Below are 18,556 nucleotides of genomic sequence, written 5' to 3' on the forward strand. Positions count from 1 at the left end.
GTTTGTAGGACCACGTGCGCGTTCTTGCCCACCTTGCGTGAGTATTTGATGCCTTGAGAGCCACTCGATCGTGCGGTTCAGAGCCACCGATCGTGCCGAAGAGAGCCAGTGGTGGTGCGGCTGGGAGCCACTGGCTCTCTCCGCCGGATTTTTAGGCGCTGGTGAGGGCTGTCTGCTCCCTCATGTTGTAGGTGCCGGTCTCAACCCAGATGGTGTTGTGGATGATGCGGTCCATGATCGCGTCGGCGTGAACGCCGGAGCCGAGGCGCTGGTGCCAGTCCTTCTGCTGATACTGGGTGCAGAACACCGTTGAGCTCTCCCCGTAGCGGCGTTCCATCAACTCCAGCAGCATGCCGCGCATCGATTCCGTCGGGCGATCGAGCAGCCACTCATCAATGACGAGCAGAGTAAACGAGGCGTATTTGCGCAGGAACTTCCCGGCGCCGCCAGGGGTGTCTTGGGCGGCGACCCAGGCGTCCTCGAGGTCGGGCATGCGGACGTAGTGGGCGCGGATGCGATGTTCGCAGGCGCGTTTGGCGATCGCGCAGCCCAGATATGACTTCCCCGACCCGGTGAACCCGTGGAAGACGACGTTCTGCTGCCGGTTCACGAACGAGCACGTGCCGAGCTGGGTCAGCAGTTGCCGATTCAGGCCCCGCTCGTCGAGCAAGTAGATGCTGCGCAGATCCGCGTTGGGATAGCGCAGCCCCGCCCGCCGGATCAGCCCGGCGACCTTGGAGTGCGTGAAGGTGGAGTAGGCGTCATCGACGACCAATCGGACCCGCTCTTCAAACGACAAGCTGATGCTGAGGGTTTCGTCTTGGGTGTCGATCGCCTCCAGCAGCTCGCCCGCGTTCATCTCTCGCAGCTTGCGTTTGGTCTCGGTATCGAGCCGGCTCACCGAACTCCTCCGGCGTAATAGGCGCTGCCTCTCACGTATCCGCCATCATCAGCTTCCGGCTTGTCGGGGACGTGGCCGGTCTTGTCTTGCCCGGTGTCCAAGATCGGCCGCAGGTGCGCATAACGCGGAGAGCGGATCGGCCCCTGCAATGCCAGCGCGCAAGCGGCCTCGACCCGAGTCGGAGAGAACCGGCGCGACAACCGCAACACCGCCAACGCCGGGTCGTAGCCGGCCTCCTCGATCGAGGCGGCTTCGAAGATCTTCCCGATCACCGACACGGCCGACGGTCCCATCCGCACCGCCCACTCCTCGATCCGGGCCCGGTCCCAGGCCTGGAAGCTGCGCCCCTCGGGCAGGTCCGCGTCGTTGGTCTGATACTGGTTCGTGGTGCTGGCCGGCAGCAGCAGGTGACTGGTCAGGCGCTCGTCGTTCCGATAGACCTCCAGCATCGTGTCCGTGATGCGAAGGTCAACTTAGCCGCCGATGTGGCTGAACGGGACGGAGTAGAAGTTCCGCGCCCAGACCACGTGTGCGTTCTTATTCACCTTGCGTTTGTAGGACCACGTACTGATCTCGAACGGGGCCGCCGGCAACGGTTGCATCAGCGGCTTCTCCTCAGTCGTGAAGACGCTCAGCCTGGACCCGTCGCGTTTCTGGAACGGCTGCCGGTTGTAAGCATCGATCTGCTCAGCGATCCGAACCCGCAACTGCGCCAGAGATGCGAACTGCTCCTGCCTGAGGCCAGCAATGACCCAGGTCGCGACGTGGGAAACGGTGTTCTCGACGCTTGCTTTGTCCTTAGGCGCCCGAACTCTGCCCGGCAGCACCGCGGCCGAATAGTGCGCCGCCATCTCCCGGTAGGCATCGTTGAGAACAACCTCGCCCTCGCGCGGGTGGGAGATCACCCCAGTCTTCAAATTGTCAGGCACTAGGCGCGGGACGCTGCCGCCGAAGAAAGCGAACATCGCCGTGTGGGCGCGCAGCCACGCCTCCTGCCGCATGTCCAACGTGGCTTCCACGAACGCATACCGGCTAAACGGCAGGCACGCGACGAACAAATACACCTTCGAAATTTCGCCCATCGTCGGATCCAGCAGCTGCATCGTCGGCCCAGACCAGTCGACCTCGATGCTGCGGCCGGCCTTGTGGCCAACGCGGGACGTCGCGCCCGAGACGGCGGAGTAGTCGCCATAAAGCCGGCAGAAGCGGTCATAACTCATCACCGCTTGCGTCGGGCCGGATGCGTCGACGTATTCCTGGTGCAGCAACTTCAACGTCACTCCGACCCGCGCCAGTTCGGTGTGTACCCGACCCCAATCCGGTTGCGCGAACACGGACTCGTGCACTCCGCGACCCGGAAACAACGCCGAATACACCTCAGCTTCCGGCATCTCCTCGACGTCAGCCCAGCCGACGCCGAGTCGGTCCGCCGCCTCGAGCACCACCTGGACGCTATTGCGAGCGATGCCCTGCCCCGACGCGATCGCCCTGCCAGACAAGCCTTGGTTCCGTAACTGCAAGACAAGCTTCGCCTTGATCTTCCGTACCATTATCGGTACTCCTTCCGCCACGTGGCCCTCACGTAGTGGAAGGAGCCTTGCAGGTGGCTTTCAACCACGCCAACTATGGCTCTGAACGACACGATTCATGGTTCAGTGCAGTGGCCTTCACCCGTTCCACCCTTGGCTCCCTCGGAGGCCAATATTCATTGCGTTTGTAGGACCACGTCCGGATCTCGAACGGGGCCGCTAGCAGCGGTTGTATCAAAGGCTTCTCCTCCCTGAAGAACACGCTCAGCCGAGACCCGTCCCGTTTCTGGAATGGCCGCCGGTTATAGGCAACGATCTGCTCAGCGATCCGGCCCCGCAACTGCGCCAAGTCGCGACATGAGAGACCGTGTTCTCGACGCTCGCTTTGTCCTTTGGCGCCCGGACGCGGCCCGGCAATACCGCGGCTAAATAAGCGCCACCATTTCGCGGTAAGCATCGTTGAGAACAACCTCGCCCTCGCGCGGGTGATCACCCCGATCTTTAAATTGTCAGGAACCAGGCGTGGCATGCTGCCGCCGAAGAAAGCGAACATCGCCGCATTGGCGCGCAGCCACGACTCCCGCCGCATATCCAACGTGGCTTCCACGAACGCATACCGGCTAAACGGCAGGCACGCGACGAATAAATACACCTTTGAGATCTCGCCCCTGGTCGGATCCAGCAGCTGCATCGTCGGCCCGGAACAGTCGACCTCGACGCTGCGGCCCGCCTTATGACCGATACGGGACGACACCCCAGTCACGGCGGCGTGCTCACCATAAAGCCGGCAGAACCGGTCGCCACTCATCACGGCCTGCCCGGCGCGAGAAAACGCATCATCATGATACTGGTGCAACAGCTTCAACGTCACTCCCACCCGAGCCAGCTCGCTGCGTGCCCGTGCCCAGTCCGGCTGTGCGAACACGCTCTCGCGGACACCGCGGCCGGGGAACAGCGCTGCATAGACTTCGGCTTCCGACAGCTCGACGACGTCATCCCACCCAAGACCGGCCCACTCCGCCGCATCAAGGACCGCGTGAATGATGTGCCGAGACATCCCCTGCGATGACTCAATCGCTCGTCGCGACAAGGTTTAATTACGCAGCTCCATCACTAGCTTCGCTATGACGTTCCGTACCATTATCGGTACTTTTTCCACCACATGCCATCACATAGTGGAAGGAGCCTTTGAAATGATGATCAACCATACCGGAAGCGATGCTGAACAACGACATCACGAACCTGAACAATAGCGCTCACCCGCACCACAGCTGGAACCCACAGCAGCCAATATTCATCCGGGCTGCCCAGTCGCCGATCCGGGTCCGGTCCCAGACCTACCAGCTGCACCCCGCGGACAGGTCCACGACGTTCGTTCAATACTGCTTCACCGTGCTTGTCGGCAATAGTAGGTGCCTGGTCAGGCACTCATCAACCCGACTGGCCTCCAACATCGTGTCCGTAACGCAAAAGACAACAAGGCGCCGATGTGGCTGAATGGCACGGAATGAAGGTTCTTCACCCAGGCCACGTAATATACCCAGCCCTTAAACCTGGTTCGTCAGGCCTGCGAATTACTCGACCTACCCGCCTCACGTCCACTCAATCAGCGGCTCTGTCGCATAAATGTGTGCAGAATCGGCGCAGTGGAATTTCAACGAATAACGGGAACCAGTAATGTGCGAAGCGAACGCGCATCTTCCGACCTTCGCGACAAATGCAATACTGAACTGGTCTAAGAGGACCGCAACTAAATAAGTGTGGCGTACAGCGCGAGCAACCGCGACTCCATTTTGGCCCAATCGAACTGTTTAGCGAAAACGTCCTTACCAACATCACCCATGGATTGTGCAGCTACCTCATCGGATAGGAGGGCGTCAACCGCTTCTTCAAACGAGTCGATGTTGTAATCCACAACAAGCCCGACGCCAAAGCCCTCAACGAGTTTGTCCACTCCAGTAGCACGAGCAACAATAATCGGTTTTCCTAAAAAAAGTGCTTCGTAAAACTTATTCGGCGCAGAGTATGTGTGATTTGGAATGGTCGGATCGTAGACAGCAAAAAGGGCACCTGCCGTCGCTTCAAGGGACAGAGTCTCTTCATACGAAATCCTGCCGTGATATACAATATTCTCGAACTTTCGCGCAAATTCCTCGACGATTGACTCTAATTGACCGAATCCACCAATATGGAGCTCCAAGTCGGGCCGGCGGCCAAACAATACTAAAATTTCTTCGAGGAGCCGGTGCCTGCTTAAAATACCGACATAAACAAAACGATTCGAACTCTCCGCGACCAACGGCTGCAAAACCGGCGAAACATCGGGCGTGTTGTGAATTACGCAAACCGATCGCGGTCTCGTACGCCATAGTTGCTCAACTCGCGATTCAGTTGCAATAATTACAACTGTAGCCCTGTTGATGATGCGAACATCGAACCATTCAACAATGCCCTTAAGCGCTTTTGGTACGGGATATCCATCAACATAGTAGTCATAAATATCATAAACGAGGGGAACTTTCAGTATCTTTGACATGAGAAGACCTGCTGCGGCTGTACTTAGATCTGCAGCATGAATCACCTCGATCCCGCGTCGCATCCTCCATATTTGTCCGACTAGGAAAAATTGAAATCCTACAAGTGCGAGCATGTTTTTCATACCCCTCCCGTGACGACCTTGAATTTTAGATCGAATAACATTCGCTTTCCCAGTACCGAGATCCAGGACTTCAGACCGTTTTAGACCACCGTCGCGATCCCACGCCAAAATAGAGATGTCCGAGACTACTCTCAATAAACTTCGTACTTCTTTTTCGACCCTAGGATCGGGCGAAACATGACTGGCCCTCAGAAAAACAATGGACATTATTTCGCTGCCTTTGTTGAAGCGCCCAAAACTACATCACTGACGTCGAAGTCCGGTAAACGCTCGCCGAAACCAAGCATATGCCCAATCGCAGCAAGCGACCTAGCGGCAGCCAAGCCATCACCGTAAGGGTTCACGGCCCTAGCCATGCGTGAATAGTGATCAGCATCGCAGAGAAGCATATTTACTTCGTGAACGATGAGTGCCGAGTCAGTGCCCACCAAGCGCACAGTGCCCGCTACTACGGCTTCAGGCCTCTCCGTATTCGTACGCATGACGAGCACTGGCTTCCCCAAACTCGGTGCTTCCTCCTGAACGCCACCGGAATCACTTAGGACTATCGTGCTCGCACCTAGAACTTTCGTGAATTCTCCATAGCTTAGGGGCTGCGTTACATAAATATTGTTATGATCCATAAGAAATGGGAGAATAACTTCGCGCACAGCAGGATTAAGATGCAGTGGAAAAATCACCATTAAATCAGGATGCGTATTGGCAATTTTTGCGACTGCTAAACCGATATTCTTCATACCATCGCCAATATTTTCGCGTCGATGCGTCGTGACGAGTAATAACTTACGCCCACTGTCCACTAAAAACTGCAAACGTTCATCCAAGAAACTTACGTCTTTTTCAACGACATGCATGAGGGCATCGATCACAGTATTCCCGGTGACAACTATTTTATCCGATGCCACTCCTTCTCTCAGCAAATTTTGCCGACTGATAGCCGTCGGCGCGAGATGCAAGCTTGATATCTGGCTAGTTAATTTTCGGTTTGCTTCCTCGGGGAAAGGAGAATGCATATCTCCGCTTCGCAGGCCCGCTTCAGCGTGCACTACCGGAATTTTATGGTAAAAGGCGACTAGGGCCGCGGCTGTGGAGGTAGTCGTATCACCCTGAACGATAACAACATCTGGCCGATCTTCTGCAAATACTTCCTCCAGTCCAACTAGTGTCCTCGCCATGATTGACGTTAAACTTTGGCGTTCTCGCATAATGTTTAGGTCATGAGAAGGAGAAATACCGAATAGCTCGTTCACTTGATCCAACATGGCTCGATGTTGGCCTGTAACAGTCACAACGCAATCAAACAACGCGCTTCTTTTCAATTCCTGAATAATAGGTGCCATTTTGATAGCTTCGGGCCTAGTACCGTATATGGGCATGATTTTTATCATTGAATGCCTCTCCTCATGCTTAGTTCATTTGTTCGGTGAAATGCATCAACATAACGGTGCTCAGAATTTCCGTCTGCGAAATCAAATTTGGCTTCAACTTACTTACTTAGGAACTTTCTGCTCGACTGCCCCGTCATACTTCTAAAACTTTGCCGCTCATCAGCACTTCTACGAGGAGCGTATTTTCCCAATACAAGCGGTAAAAGTAAAATCATGGTCGAACCCCTCATTCGCACGACGATCCCATAGTTTGTTAAACTTACGGACATTGCGAGTAAAAGCAGCCCAGCAGCCGTCAACAGTACAAGACTAATTGTCTTTTCTTGTATTTGAAAAGTCGATCGGATTGCTAAATACAAAATGGTCAACCACGCAATGGTGTTTATTCCCACCCATATCCACACCGGTGCAAATTCAAATTCCCAAGGGAACGGCCCGAACAAGAGCCTAGGGAAACCTTGAACTGCGGTCGTTAAGAAACCGCCGATGCCTGGCTGAAGGCTTCCAGAGCTAAAACCAGTCGTGGCCTCCACCGAAATGTACTCACGATTTGCTTGAAGACTCGCCTCTGTTACGCCAAGGCCATTAAGAGCGAGTCTGAGCACTGTTGAAGCAAGTGTCACGCACATGACGCTGGCCAGGAGCAGAGTCAAGCGCTTCTTTTTCTTGATTAAGACAACGATTAACCAACCCAAGATGAGTGCAACCAGCACCAAGATTGCTAAAGACGTTCTAACCGCCCCAAAAATGAAGACGCCTATCGCGCCCGTCCACAACGCGCTAACTCTACCCCGAAAGACCGACGCGAGGGCGAAACACATTAGCGAGATACCCAGCCAACACAACGCCTCACGAAGTAAAGAAGGACCAAGCAATGCCAGTAGAGGCGTGCAGAGATACCATAAAATCATTCTCCTCCTGGAAGAACTGCCAAAGATTATCTCAGCGGTGCGAGTGACGTATATTGCGCTGACTGCCGTTGCGACACAATTTATTATGATGCCTACAAATGTCACACGTCCAAAAATGTAGTAGACGCTGCCAAGCAGAATAGGCCAGCCTTCTTTTCCATTCGTCAGAGCCGCCTCGGTTTCTTCCTCACGTATACTTTCTGCAACGCCTAACGCTTGTTCATCGTAAATCGGGCTGTCCGGTGCCAAGAAAAACGGACCGAAAAATGTTACAACCACGCAGCCAATTACGACGAGATAGATGTATAGAGCGAGTCCGTCAGAACTCGCACCCAACAACCGTCGACTAATGACGCCAACGACTAGAAGACCAAGAAGGAAAAAAAGTAAGCCAGCAAGAATGGCTACAGTCGTGTCGGCTGAACCTAAGTGCGCATTCTGGTCTATCGACGCGATTAGCATTTTTTCTGTATACCCGCACTCTTCGTTAAAATAATGATTTGCGATGATCTATTAAGATCAATGCGCCGTCTACGTGCATTATTGGCGGCATTATCTAAACCTCATCTATGATGAAAAACTTACGCTCTCGCACGGATTAGAGACATGACGAAATGATCGATTGCCGCTGCGCTCTTCCGAACGTCGAGCAGATTACGGTCAAAACTAAAACTTTTTGACATCCCATTGACTTCAACATCACTACGAATGGCGTCAGCAAGAAGATGCGGAGAACCTTCCAGCACTAATCGGGCACCTGGAATGTCACGCACGCCCTTGACATCATAAGCGTACGACTTGCGTCCGCAAGCCAATGCCTCCAGCATTACCCTTGGCAACCCTTCCCATTTGGCCGTGTGCACAAGTGCGGTCGCCATTTGCATGTAGTTCTGAACATCAGCGCGCCCAGGAAGTGTCACGATGCTATCCAAATTCGCGTCTTTGACGTGGTCACGCACTCTTTGAAGGAGCGGCCCCTCACCGAGCATGGTGAGAGTGCAGTCGACTCCAAGCTCTTTAAGACGTTTAACAACTAAAATGGCGTCGTGCGGTTGTTTTCTGTCCGTAAATTCACCCACCCAAAGCAGTCTTACCCTTCCGTCCGGCACCACGCTAAACTGCGAATAGTTCTGCAGGGGTACGCCGACGCCGAAACGCAGTCGCAACAGTTGTTCCGGTCTCATTCGAGGCGAAAACCATTCCTCATCGGCCTGATTTATGGTTATCACGCCGGCAGTCCGAGAGACCAATCCTGCTTCAATCATCTTCCACATTTGGTCAGAAGCCGTGCGCCCCTGATTCCAATGCAAACCATGACAAAAGTAGACGACAGGTATGGATAGTTGACTCACACGAGATATCGCGGACGCAGTCGCAGTATTTGTTAGGATAACGTCTGGCCTCACCGCACCAATCCAACGGCGTATCTGCTGTGGTGCCAATAAGTTCCGCATTGAGGGGCCACGTGACAGTGATGGGATTCGCGTGAATGGATGCAGCTTTGACGCCGTCGAGGCCGCAGTTACGACCTCCGTCCCCATAGCGCGCCATTCGGCGACCATTTCAGGAAAGAATGCGTCTAGTGTCGAGCCCATGCTTGCGAGAAGTGCTATTTTCAAAACTGCCTACTGCCCTTAAAATTTTCTAATTCGGCGGTGAGATCTCGTTGCGGAACTCCAGAGCAATTCCTTTCATTCATTCTGTGTCTCACGTCTTTCGTTCTGGATATAACAAATTTAAGGGCCAATTTTATAGTCTTACATTCAGATCCAGGCAGCTCTATTTTTGCGTATCGCTTCTCGTCCGCCGCTCTGGTAACTGTCATCAACTTTGCTCGCGTACCTTGCGTGCTCTTCCGTGAATAGAGCGTGGCTTCTTGGAATAACCTGACTGGCTTCTTCGGCACCCATCTCGGTACTGTCGTCTTGGTACCTCAAAATTCCCTCAAGGTCAGACGCCCTAAATACCCATTTTCTCCACGGATCCTTTGAATAAGTCCGGGACTTCCACTACCTCGGGGTAATGGCAGACTTGATTCTCGTGCAATCCACCTGGACGTCGCACGCGAATTGCTTTCCATCCGAGACTCAATGGGGCCTGAAAATCTTTGAATGGATTATCCCCAATGTAGACACACTGTTCCCTACTTACGCCGAACTTCTTTTCAAGACTAAGGAATGCTGATCTGCCCGGCTTGTGCCAACTCGAATCGTGCTCATCCGTAACTATGATCGCATTTAATAAGTCCGCTAACCCCAAACTGAGTATTTTCGCACGTTGACTTATTTGGGGACCATCCGTAATGAGGGCAGTTTTCACGTCACCAGCAAAAGAATTAATAAAGGCCGCCGAGTCAGGTAAGAGCTTAATTCTCGGGCAATGCTCACGATAGAACTCGACGCATGTTTCAATTTCGTTCGCAGTTAACGCTTTCCCTTCAATGTCTCGAGCGGTATTGAAAATATCGCCTCGCCTGCCTGATTGGAATAATTGCCAGAATTCTACGAAAAACGAAGACCGGCCGTATGCGGTCTCCAGCATGTTGCTCACCGCTGCAAAACCACTTTCTACGTACGACCGTTCAAGAAACAGCGTGTCGTCCATGTCAAACACTACGAGTTTTACGTCCATGGGTTCATCGCAAAATTCGGATCCAGATAGAAAGCGGCTTCGTCGTACCGCAACATGACCGTGCCGGGCTCCCATGCCACCGACAGCGCTTGGTCTGCTTTACTACGGCACATTGCACCGATGAGGTTACCGCCAGACGCATGGCTAAGTGGATAGCCGCCGCCAAACCGAGGATTGATCTCTAAGATCTGCACGGACTTCATAGCGGGGTCGAAAATAACCTGTACATTCAGCACACCGTAGGCACCTGGCAGGGCCGTTACAACATCACGAACCAGCAGCTCTATTTCTGGAGCGTGGATTGTGACGCCCTTCGACACTTCCCCCGAACGCACCTCTAATCGGCGTCGAGGAATGGTTGCTAAGACTCTTCCGCGCGCATCAACGGCGACATCCACTGTCACTTCGATCCCCGGTGCGAAGCGCTGAATAATATAATCGTCAGTCAATGAATCGAAGTCTAGGTCGACAGAATCGTTGGCGATGATAACGCCAACTGACGACGACCCGGACCGAGGTTTGGCGACGATCTTTCCCTCAAAAGGAGAATGCCGCGCTTCGATTAACTCCTGCGTATCAATAGTGGGAAATCGGTTGCTGATCATCCATTGGAACATTTTCCACTTGTCCCAGCCCAGTACGGCGACCTCGGAACTGGATACCCAAACATCGATGCCTCGCTCTTCAAAGTGGCCGCGGGCAGTAGCGAAGACTGCGATCTCAGGGTCGATGGTCGGCACTACTATCTGCGCACCATGCTGCACGGCAATCCGCAGAGTTTCCTTAATGAAATCGTGGGAATCGACGCGGGGTACGATCTCAAATCGATCAGCAAGCCGACCCGCAGCGGAAAGTTCCGACGCATCCGTCACAATTACTCTTGCTCGGCGATTCGGATCTGCAGCACGAATGAGTTCTACTAGGGCCCCGCGACGCCCACCACTCGATACCAGCCAATTACGTGGACACATTCTGAACTCCTTGCTCGAATTCAGGCATGGCCGCGTTCCCTTCGGCGGTCACCCCTTCTCGACGCACGACTGACCTCAGGGTTCGAAAGACGATAGACGTGTCAAGTGCAAAGGTCCGATGATCGACGTATTCGACGTCGAGTTGGAATTTACGCGACCACGACAAAGAATTTCTACCGCTGACTTGTGCCAACCCGGTTATACCGGGCCGGACCTCGTGTCTGCGGTTCTCCAATGATGAATAGCGACTGAGATATCTCACCAGAAGAGGCCGGGGGCCCACCATGCTCATGTCGCCCTTGACCACATTAAAAAGGGTCGGGAGTTCGTCCATGCTCGTTGCTCTCAGGATTCGACCGAATCGTGTCAGTCGTTCGTCGTCACTGACGAGCCCGTGTGCCAACGACACGTTTCGCATCGTTCGGAACTTTCGGAGCGTAAAAATGCGACCGTTCAACCCAGGACGCTCTTGTCTGAACAAAACGGGGCGCCCCAGTTGTACTGCGACAGCGCCCGCGACCACGAGCTGCATCGGGGCAGTCACGACGAGCGCGATCGAAGCACCAATTATGTCAAGTGCGCGCTTGACGATGTCATATCTGTACTGCGGGCTTAAGCGCATCATACTCGTCTCAAAATTAAGTCACTCATTCGGGTGAGAACACGTTCGATCTCATCGGGCCCCAACGATGATCCGCTAGGAAGCGTCAGCCCAGTGTTGAAGAAACGTTCCGCTGTGCCGTTAGACGAAGACCGCGCTCCTCTAAAGATAGGCTGCAGGTGCATCGGCTTCCACAGGGGCCGACTCTCGATGTTATCTAGCAGGAGATGTGCACTGAGTTCGGCGGGTGTCCAGCCCGAGACGGACGAGTTCACTATTACTGACGTTAGCCAGAAGTTGTCGTTCTTGTCGTTCTCTCCCCCGAATATTTCGACACCCGGAACGTCGGCGAAGACTTCGCGATAGGACTCCCGCATCCTGCGCCGGCAGGCGATCATGTCGTCGAGACGAGTGAGCTGGGCGCGGCCAAGCGCGGCGAGCAGGTTGCTCAAGCGGTAGTTGTAGCCAATGTCGGTGTGCTCATAGTGTGTGACCGACTGACGGGCCTGCGTGGCCAAGTAGCGGGTGTGCGATGCGAGCTCCGCATCATCCGTAAGGAGCATACCGCCCCCAGACGTGGTCATGATCTTGTTGCCATTGAACGACAAAATGGAGGCACGCCCGAAGGAGCCAGCGGCCTTCAAATTATGTGTGGCGCCGAGCGACTCAGCAGCATCTGCCAGCACCGGAATGCCATATTCTTCGGCGATCGCACAGATGGCTGTGTAGTTGACCGCCTTTCCCAGCAGGTCAACAGGAACGATGGCGGCGACCATCTCACCGCTGTGGTAAAGCTGATCGAGGGCCTCCCGAAGAAGGGCTGGGTCCATATTGCCGGTCGCTTGCTCGCAGTCGATGAAGTAGGGCTCTGCGCCGGTATAGACGATGGCATTTGCGGTGGCGGCGAAGGTCATGGTGGAAGTGACGACGATGTCGCCCGGCCCTACACCGAGGCCAAGTAGCCCGAGGTGCAGAGCGGCGGTCCCCGAGCTGAGCGCTACGGCGTGTGTAACGCCGACCCGCGCAGCCATCTCTGCTTCGAAGGCATCAACGTCGGGGCCGAGGGGAGCAATCCAGCCGGAACGCATGGCGGCGAGAACGTATTGCTCCTCGAGCTCACCGACGTCAGGCGAAGACATGTAGATACGGCTATTCATGGCTCACTTTTTCTCGGCTAAGCGACGCGGGCACCAGATCAGTGGAACTTGCGTGGCCGTGACGCCAGATCTGTCCATCAAGGCGATCGGGCGCGATGGGGGGCACCTGGGTGTGCGAAATTTTTGGGTGGAGCGGGCGTTCATCGGTTTCACCGAGGCCAACGAGCTCTTCGTGCAGCTTTTCACCTTCACGAAGGCCCGTATAGATGACCTCGATGGCTTTGCCTGACTGGGCGATCATGCGCTGAGCGATGTCGAGAATGCGCACCGGCTCTCCCATGTCGAGAATGAGCACTTCGCCAGGGCGACCGATACCGCCAGCCTGCACGACCAGCTGGCAGGCCTCAGGGATGGTCATGAAAAAGCGCGTGACGTCAGGGTGCGTGATGGTGAGTGGACCACCCGCCTCGATGAGCGCGGTGAAGGTGGGCAGCATAGACCCACGGCTGCCAATCACATTGCCAAAGCGCACCGAGATATAGTCATGCCCCGTCTGTTGGGCAGCGTAGGCGGTGAGCTGCTCACCGGCACGTTTGGAGTAGCCGAGAATGCTCGTAGGGTTCGCAGCCTTGTCGGTGGAAACGTTCACGAACGTCTCGACCCCCACGTTCTGGGCGGCTTCAAGTACATTGCGGGTGCCGAGGACGTTTGTCTTCCACGCTTCGTCGGGGTACTGCTCAAGCATCGGTAGGTGTTTGAGAGCGGCGGCGTGAAAGACCACGTCCGGGCGACGGTCGTTGAAGATGTCGGTGAGCGCATCGAGGTCGCGAATGTCGGCGAGCACCACGTCTTTGGTGTCGAGCAGGCCGTGACCGAGAATCGAAATTTGAGTCGTCTGCAGGCCGGTCTCATCACGATCGAGCATGATGAGCTCGCTCGGCCCGAATTTGCTGATCTGCCGGCACAGTTCCGAGCCAATCGATCCGCCAGCCCCAGTAACCAAAACCCGCTTGCCGGCAATATACCCAGCAATAGACGCCATGTCAGTGTCAACTGGATGGCGACCGATCAGGTCGTCTATAGAGATGTCGCGCAAGTCGTTCAGGCGCACCTTGCCCTTGAGTACATCGTCAAGTGTGGGGAACACTTTGACCCGCAAGCCGACGACGTCCGCTGCGTCTGAAATCTCGCGCAGCAGCTCTGCCTCGACACGAGCGATTGAAACGATCAATATTGTGGCCTTGGTTGCTTCGGCGACGCGCACCAGGTCTGCTCCTGTGCCCATCACTCGAACACCATGCAGCCACACATTGCGCTTTCGCGGGTCGTCGTCGATCAGGCCAACCGCTCGAAAGGACGACTGGGGGTCGGTTTTCATGCGCCGCACGATGGAACCGCCGAGATAGCCAGCACCGTAAATTAGTGCATTTCGGGCGTTGTCCGCGGGCACGATAGACCGTTCAAGGAGTAACCGATTGTAATAGCGCACGCCCCCCATAAATACGAACGCCATAGGCAGTGCAATGACCACGGTGCTGCGAGGTATATCTAATGGGCCGCCAAAAGCAATTACGGGCACACCGAGCACCAGAGCTGTCACGACCACCGGCCAGAGCAGCGAGCGGACTTCGGCGAAGCTACCGTACGGATGGCGGCCCTGGTACAGGTGATAGCTCGACCCGACGACTAGCTGCAAAATTGCGGCGCCTGCACACAGCCCAGCGAGCGGTGCCCAACTGATTTCCGCAACTTGAAACTCGTACCGGAATGCCTGGGCAAGGATGAGCGCAATCGCCCATGAAACGGCATCGAAGCCGAACTGCGTGCCGAATCGTACAAGAGGCACAGACTTTTGTAGGTGCCCTACCGCGTTCGTCACAAACTTACTCAATGCCACGGCTTACTCCCCCAGATTGAAGTGCGCCGCACCCCTGATTGGTCAGCGAGAACGGTCAACTTCGTTGATTGCTATGTTACACGCTGAAAAATTCGGGCATTCGGGGGGTGCCCCTATGAAGCTTCTATATCTCGTCAACCCTCAATTTTGTGGCTGACACGGTGTTGAGGTGCCGGTAGATGCTTCTGGCCAGGTAGCGTTTGAGGATGCGGCGGATCTCTCGGTCGGTCTTTCCCTCAGCGCGTCGGCGTTCGACGTAGTCGTGTGTTCCCGGGTCGTGGACCATTCGGACCATCGCGATGATGTTCAAGGCACGGTTGAGTTGGCGGTCTCCGCCACGGTTTAGTCGATGCCGTGTGGTGTTGCCTGATGATGCGGGAATTGGATTCACGCCGGCGATCGCGGCGAAGGCGGCTTCGCTCTTGACCCGGCCCGGGTGGGACCACGCGACGAGTGTTCTGGCTGCGGTGACGGGACCGATACCGGTTTTTTCCAGCAGCTCGGCTGCAGGGCTCGCTGCGACGAGGTCACTAATACGCGTCATGTTTTGGCCGAGCTCGGTGTCTAACTCGAGGATGCGTTTGGCTAGACGTATTGCTTCTGTGCGCGCGGTGGTCGCGGCGAGGGCTTCTTCTCGTGTGCGCCAGCGCGCGACCTCAGCGATCTTGCGTGCTCCGAGGGGACGTCGGGCGTCGATGCCGAGGTCGATAATCCGAAGTAATGCGGTGAGTGCGTTCACCGCGCGGGTGCGCTCAGCGGCGAGTCCATCGCGTGCAGTCAGGAGGATTTGCGCTGCTGCCCGCACGCCCTCATCTTGCCGCGGGGTGCGGAGTTGATTGACCGGTAAGGACAGCACAGCGGCGGCGATCCGACGTGCGTCGAGGGGGTCGGACTTCCCAATGCCGCGCCGGCCCGTCCGGCCCATGCGTGCGGCCTCAACAACACGGTAGCCGGTGTCCGCTACGTTGCGGGCCAGCTGGGCGCCGTAGCTCCCGGCTCCCTCGATCACCCAGAGCGCATCGGTGACGCCGCCAGAGCGCCGCCCGGCCCAGTTGATTGCGCGGGATCGACCAGCGGCGGTATTGGGGAACGTTTCGGTTCCGAGGTACTGACCTGCCGCCGTGAGGACAGCGTAGGTGTGGGTTCTGGCGTGCGTGTCCACGCCGATAACGAATGGATGAGTGTGCGCAACTATGGTGTCCATAGTGTCCGGGTTCCTCTCTTTGAGATGGGCGATGATCCAGTCGCTGACGACCGGCGCCGATCCGGAGAGGAATCACTTCGGGGCATACCTGTAATGAGCCACGATCCGCACGGATCGGGCATGCTTCTTATTAAGCCACTGAGGTGGGCCGGGCCGGCGTCGGTCACCCACCACGGCCGGACAGTTCATAGGCAAGGCACCCGCGAGGGCCAGTTTTGTCATGAGTCACGACCACGGCGGAGCGACCAACACCAACTCTGCCAGCCAGTCCCGGACCAGCCACCCCAAGACTCACAGCTTTTGTCAAGCAGCGAGTTGGTGTTCAGTTTCTTAGAGGGTGCCGTCTCGCAGCATGGCGAATAGAACATCACACCGGCGTCGAGCGAGTGCGAGGAGGGCTTGGTTGTGGCGTTTGCCTTGGGCGATTTTTCGGTCGTAGTAGGTCCTCGAGACGGGGTCTCGGAGTGCTGCGAAGGCGGACAGAAACAGGGCACGTTTGAGGATCTTGTTTCCTCGTCGGGAGGGATGTTCGCCGCGGATTGAGCTGCCGGAGCGTCGGGTCACGGGTGCGAGGCCGGCGTAGGAGGCGAGGTGGCCGGCGGTTTCGAAGTGCTTGCCGGTGACCTCGGTGAGGAGCCGGGCTGCGGTCCTGACGCCGACTCCGGGCATGCTCGTCAGGACGGGGGAAAGAGGGTGGTCGTTCACCAGCTTCTCGACCTCGGCGGCGAGGTCGGATCGTTGCCGGCGTAGGGCAGCGAGTTGTTCGGCCAAGCGTGGGAGGACCGTTGTGGCGGCATGGGAGCCGACGACCACGACGGTCTGTTCGCCCAGTGCCTGGGTGATTTCCTCTGCCAGGCGGCGGCCCATCCGTGGGGCCAGCTTCAGCAGCCGGTTGGCCATCCGCGTGGTGCCGGCTGTTTTCATCGCCGCTGGTGACGGGTAATGCTGGAGCAGATCTAGCATCGCCGGGTGGTCCAGATGCGGGCCCACGACCCGCTCCAACGCTGGGTGAATCTGGGTGAGCAGCCCGCGAATTCGGTTGCCGGTCGCGGTCATCTGACCCACGATGTCATCGTCAAAACCACACAGCATCGACAGCTCCGCGACGGACTCATCAGCCAGCTGAATCGACCGCAACGCATGCGGAAGCGTTCGGGAGGCTTGGGCGATGATCGCTGCGTCGCGGGCATCGGTCTTCGCCTCACCCGCGTGGAAGTCGGCGATGCGCCGCATCGCCAGGCCAGGCAGGTAGCCGACGAGGACTCCTTCGGCTTGGGCGACGGCGATCGGCAGGGCGCCGATCGTGGCCGGCTGGTCCACGATGACGAGCACCGTACCGGACTGTTTCAGCTTCTGCAGCACCGCCCGCATCTTGCCTTCGTCGTTCGGTAATGCTTTGTCGAAGAGGACCTTGCCTGCTCGGTTCAGGGTGACGGCGTAGTACTCGCCTTTGCCAACGTCGACACCGACGAACACGTCGACGCTGTCATAGTTTTCGATCATGACTGCTCCCATCCACTTGTATTCGTGGCCTGGTCTACGGCGTCAAGTCTCGGAATCCACGTTACGAACGACCTCGGCTTTACGCCGAGTCGAGCCCCTATCAGCGATCACCCGACGCCAATCGAGTCCGGTGACAACACCCCCCGGATCATCAACGACTGGGGGCAACAATCATGCCGGACCCGACAGGCCAACTCCCTCAGATACTCACACCATCCGAGGTTACGAACAAGGTAACGGGGTAGGTGGTAAATTCCACATGACCACGCTGTCGATTACAGCCACGTTGCACCTCCGTCATTTGATCTGCTCAGGGCGGCTCCGGCCCACAACCACAGGGTTCCCCCGCCACTCGACACGGCGACGTCGCCCGGGTTGAAGGCAGCCTCGCGGCAGCCAGCAATCGACAATGGCACCTCCGTCGGCTCGCCGGTCACGAGCACCTGCAGGCCATCACAACTAGCCTGGCTTTGCGCGACCACTAAGTAGCCGTCGCCAGCTGAAGTGAGGTTGACGGCCCCGTTCAGCGCAATGCCCGCCCCCCAACTCGCACCGGCGTCGGTCGTGCGCAGAAACGTGCCATCGGCGCAGAGCAACGCGGCAGCGGTGCTGCTGCGTGCCGCGAGTACTGCCACGCTGGCGCACGGCGCGGCCACGTCACCGTTCGGAGTGTGCACGAGCGCCCGGTTGGACGGGTTGACAAACCAACGACCGCTCGCGCGCTCTGGGTAATTGGCCCACTCTTCGCCAGCAACATAGGTATCGACGACCTGCGGGGCACAATCACTCGCGTCGAGAGTAACGAGTGACGTCTCGGTCTGATCGACCACCGTCATGGTGAGAATCGACGATGCATCAGTCTCGATCGATGCATTGAAGGAGGCCCAGCTGCCACCGGAATCGGTCGTGCGCTCGACCTCCGCCGTAGTGGTCGGACACGGGCCGGTAGTACCGCGCCAAGCAGTCGTGGCGTCAAGAACTGAGAGAATACGCGCGGGTGGCGTCGTTTCAATGGCGACAGGAACGACGTCAACGGGCGCCACCGGTGCCGAGGTCTCGACCGCCGCCACGGCGGGGGTTGCCGGGGCCGTGGCATGCGTGTTGTCGACAATATCGGCCGACGGTGCACCGGGAGGAGCGAGGGCAAGGGCGACCAGAGCTATGTCCCCGATGATGAATGCGGCGAGTGCCGCCAGCATCCATCGGCGGCGCACGGCAGTGTTATGACTCGAGCGTTTCAGCGTCTTGAAAGCAGTCATTCGTG

Annotated in this window: 14 protein-coding genes and 1 pseudogene; all 15 read right to left on the reverse strand. The window is 56.8% G+C overall.

Annotated elements, in window-relative coordinates:
- Positions 1 to 151: 151 nt before the first annotated feature.
- A complete protein-coding gene (locus CXY74_RS07190; RefSeq protein ID WP_104199811.1) occupies positions 152 to 901 on the reverse strand; it encodes an ATP-binding protein in 750 nt (249 codons plus the stop codon).
- Positions 898 to 2,451, reverse strand: a pseudogene (gene istA, locus CXY74_RS07195) (IS21 family transposase). The gene CXY74_RS07190 and the pseudogene istA overlap by 4 nt, the downstream one beginning before the upstream one ends.
- Before the next feature lie 73 nt (positions 2,452 to 2,524).
- Positions 2,525 to 3,487: a hypothetical protein gene (locus tag CXY74_RS07200; protein ID WP_104199812.1), complete on the reverse strand. Its 963-nt coding sequence runs from the start codon at positions 3,485 to 3,487 to the stop codon at positions 2,525 to 2,527.
- Positions 3,488 to 4,180: 693 nt separating this feature from the next.
- The gene (locus tag CXY74_RS07205) at positions 4,181 to 5,296 is read right to left on the reverse strand and encodes a glycosyltransferase family 4 protein (protein ID WP_104199813.1); all 1,116 of its coding nucleotides are present in this window, start codon (positions 5,294 to 5,296) and stop codon (positions 4,181 to 4,183) included.
- A complete protein-coding gene (wecB, locus tag CXY74_RS07210) occupies positions 5,296 to 6,477 on the reverse strand; it encodes a non-hydrolyzing UDP-N-acetylglucosamine 2-epimerase (protein WP_104199814.1) in 1,182 nt (393 codons plus the stop codon). Before wecB ends, CXY74_RS07205 begins: the two co-directional genes overlap by 1 nt.
- A gap of 98 nt (positions 6,478 to 6,575) precedes the next feature.
- Positions 6,576 to 7,850, reverse strand: coding sequence for a hypothetical protein (locus CXY74_RS07215; RefSeq protein WP_104199815.1), 1,275 nt, complete (start codon positions 7,848 to 7,850; stop codon positions 6,576 to 6,578).
- A gap of 119 nt (positions 7,851 to 7,969) precedes the next feature.
- Complete coding sequence (locus tag CXY74_RS07220) at positions 7,970 to 8,983, reverse strand: glycosyltransferase (RefSeq protein ID WP_104199816.1); 1,014 nt, start codon at positions 8,981 to 8,983, stop codon at positions 7,970 to 7,972.
- Positions 8,984 to 9,347: 364 nt separating this feature from the next.
- The gene (locus CXY74_RS07225) at positions 9,348 to 9,992 is read right to left on the reverse strand and encodes an HAD family hydrolase (protein WP_158252326.1); all 645 of its coding nucleotides are present in this window, start codon (positions 9,990 to 9,992) and stop codon (positions 9,348 to 9,350) included.
- A gap of 17 nt (positions 9,993 to 10,009) precedes the next feature.
- Entirely contained in the window at positions 10,010 to 10,990 is a 981-nt protein-coding gene (locus CXY74_RS07230) for an ATP-grasp domain-containing protein (protein WP_104199818.1), read from the reverse strand.
- The gene (locus tag CXY74_RS07235; protein ID WP_370446133.1) at positions 10,977 to 11,615 is read right to left on the reverse strand and encodes a sugar transferase; all 639 of its coding nucleotides are present in this window, start codon (positions 11,613 to 11,615) and stop codon (positions 10,977 to 10,979) included. The genes CXY74_RS07230 and CXY74_RS07235 overlap by 14 nt, the downstream gene beginning before the upstream one ends.
- The gene (locus CXY74_RS07240) at positions 11,612 to 12,748 is read right to left on the reverse strand and encodes a DegT/DnrJ/EryC1/StrS aminotransferase family protein (protein WP_104199819.1); all 1,137 of its coding nucleotides are present in this window, start codon (positions 12,746 to 12,748) and stop codon (positions 11,612 to 11,614) included. The genes CXY74_RS07235 and CXY74_RS07240 overlap by 4 nt, the downstream gene beginning before the upstream one ends.
- A complete protein-coding gene (locus CXY74_RS07245) occupies positions 12,741 to 14,534 on the reverse strand; it encodes a nucleoside-diphosphate sugar epimerase/dehydratase (RefSeq protein ID WP_104199820.1) in 1,794 nt (597 codons plus the stop codon). The genes CXY74_RS07240 and CXY74_RS07245 overlap by 8 nt, the downstream gene beginning before the upstream one ends.
- A gap of 175 nt (positions 14,535 to 14,709) precedes the next feature.
- The gene (locus CXY74_RS07250; RefSeq protein ID WP_104199821.1) at positions 14,710 to 15,789 is read right to left on the reverse strand and encodes an IS110 family transposase; all 1,080 of its coding nucleotides are present in this window, start codon (positions 15,787 to 15,789) and stop codon (positions 14,710 to 14,712) included.
- 330 nt (positions 15,790 to 16,119) lie between these two features.
- Positions 16,120 to 17,292, reverse strand: coding sequence for an IS110 family transposase (locus CXY74_RS07255; protein ID WP_104199945.1), 1,173 nt, complete (start codon positions 17,290 to 17,292; stop codon positions 16,120 to 16,122).
- A 275-nt stretch (positions 17,293 to 17,567) separates the two neighbouring features.
- Entirely contained in the window at positions 17,568 to 18,551 is a 984-nt protein-coding gene (locus tag CXY74_RS07260; RefSeq protein ID WP_104199822.1) for a hypothetical protein, read from the reverse strand.
- Positions 18,552 to 18,556 lie beyond the last annotated feature (5 nt).

It is taken from the genome of Cryobacterium sp. Y29 (genome assembly GCF_002929825.1).
GTDB lineage: Bacteria > Actinomycetota > Actinomycetes > Actinomycetales > Microbacteriaceae > Cryobacterium.

Coding starts and splice junctions, on each gene's coding strand:
- CXY74_RS07200 (WP_104199812.1), bottom strand. CDS start 3,487: ATGTCTCGGCACATCATTCACGCGGTCCTTGATGCGGCGGAGTGGGCC.
- CXY74_RS07220 (WP_104199816.1), bottom strand. CDS start 8,983: ATGGGCTCGACACTAGACGCATTCTTTCCTGAAATGGTCGCCGAATGG.
- CXY74_RS07225 (WP_158252326.1), bottom strand. CDS start 9,992: ATGGACGACACGCTGTTTCTTGAACGGTCGTACGTAGAAAGTGGTTTT.
- CXY74_RS07260 (WP_104199822.1), bottom strand. CDS start 18,551: ATGACTGCTTTCAAGACGCTGAAACGCTCGAGTCATAACACTGCCGTG.
- CXY74_RS07235 (WP_370446133.1), bottom strand. CDS start 11,615: ATGATGCGCTTAAGCCCGCAGTACAGATATGACATCGTCAAGCGCGCA.
- CXY74_RS07240 (WP_104199819.1), bottom strand. CDS start 12,748: ATGAATAGCCGTATCTACATGTCTTCGCCTGACGTCGGTGAGCTCGAG.
- wecB (WP_104199814.1), bottom strand. CDS start 6,477: ATGATAAAAATCATGCCCATATACGGTACTAGGCCCGAAGCTATCAAA.
- CXY74_RS07205 (WP_104199813.1), bottom strand. CDS start 5,296: ATGTCCATTGTTTTTCTGAGGGCCAGTCATGTTTCGCCCGATCCTAGG.
- CXY74_RS07255 (WP_104199945.1), bottom strand. CDS start 17,292: ATGATCGAAAACTATGACAGCGTCGACGTGTTCGTCGGTGTCGACGTT.
- CXY74_RS07250 (WP_104199821.1), bottom strand. CDS start 15,789: ATGGACACCATAGTTGCGCACACTCATCCATTCGTTATCGGCGTGGAC.
- CXY74_RS07215 (WP_104199815.1), bottom strand. CDS start 7,850: ATGCTAATCGCGTCGATAGACCAGAATGCGCACTTAGGTTCAGCCGAC.
- CXY74_RS07230 (WP_104199818.1), bottom strand. CDS start 10,990: ATGTGTCCACGTAATTGGCTGGTATCGAGTGGTGGGCGTCGCGGGGCC.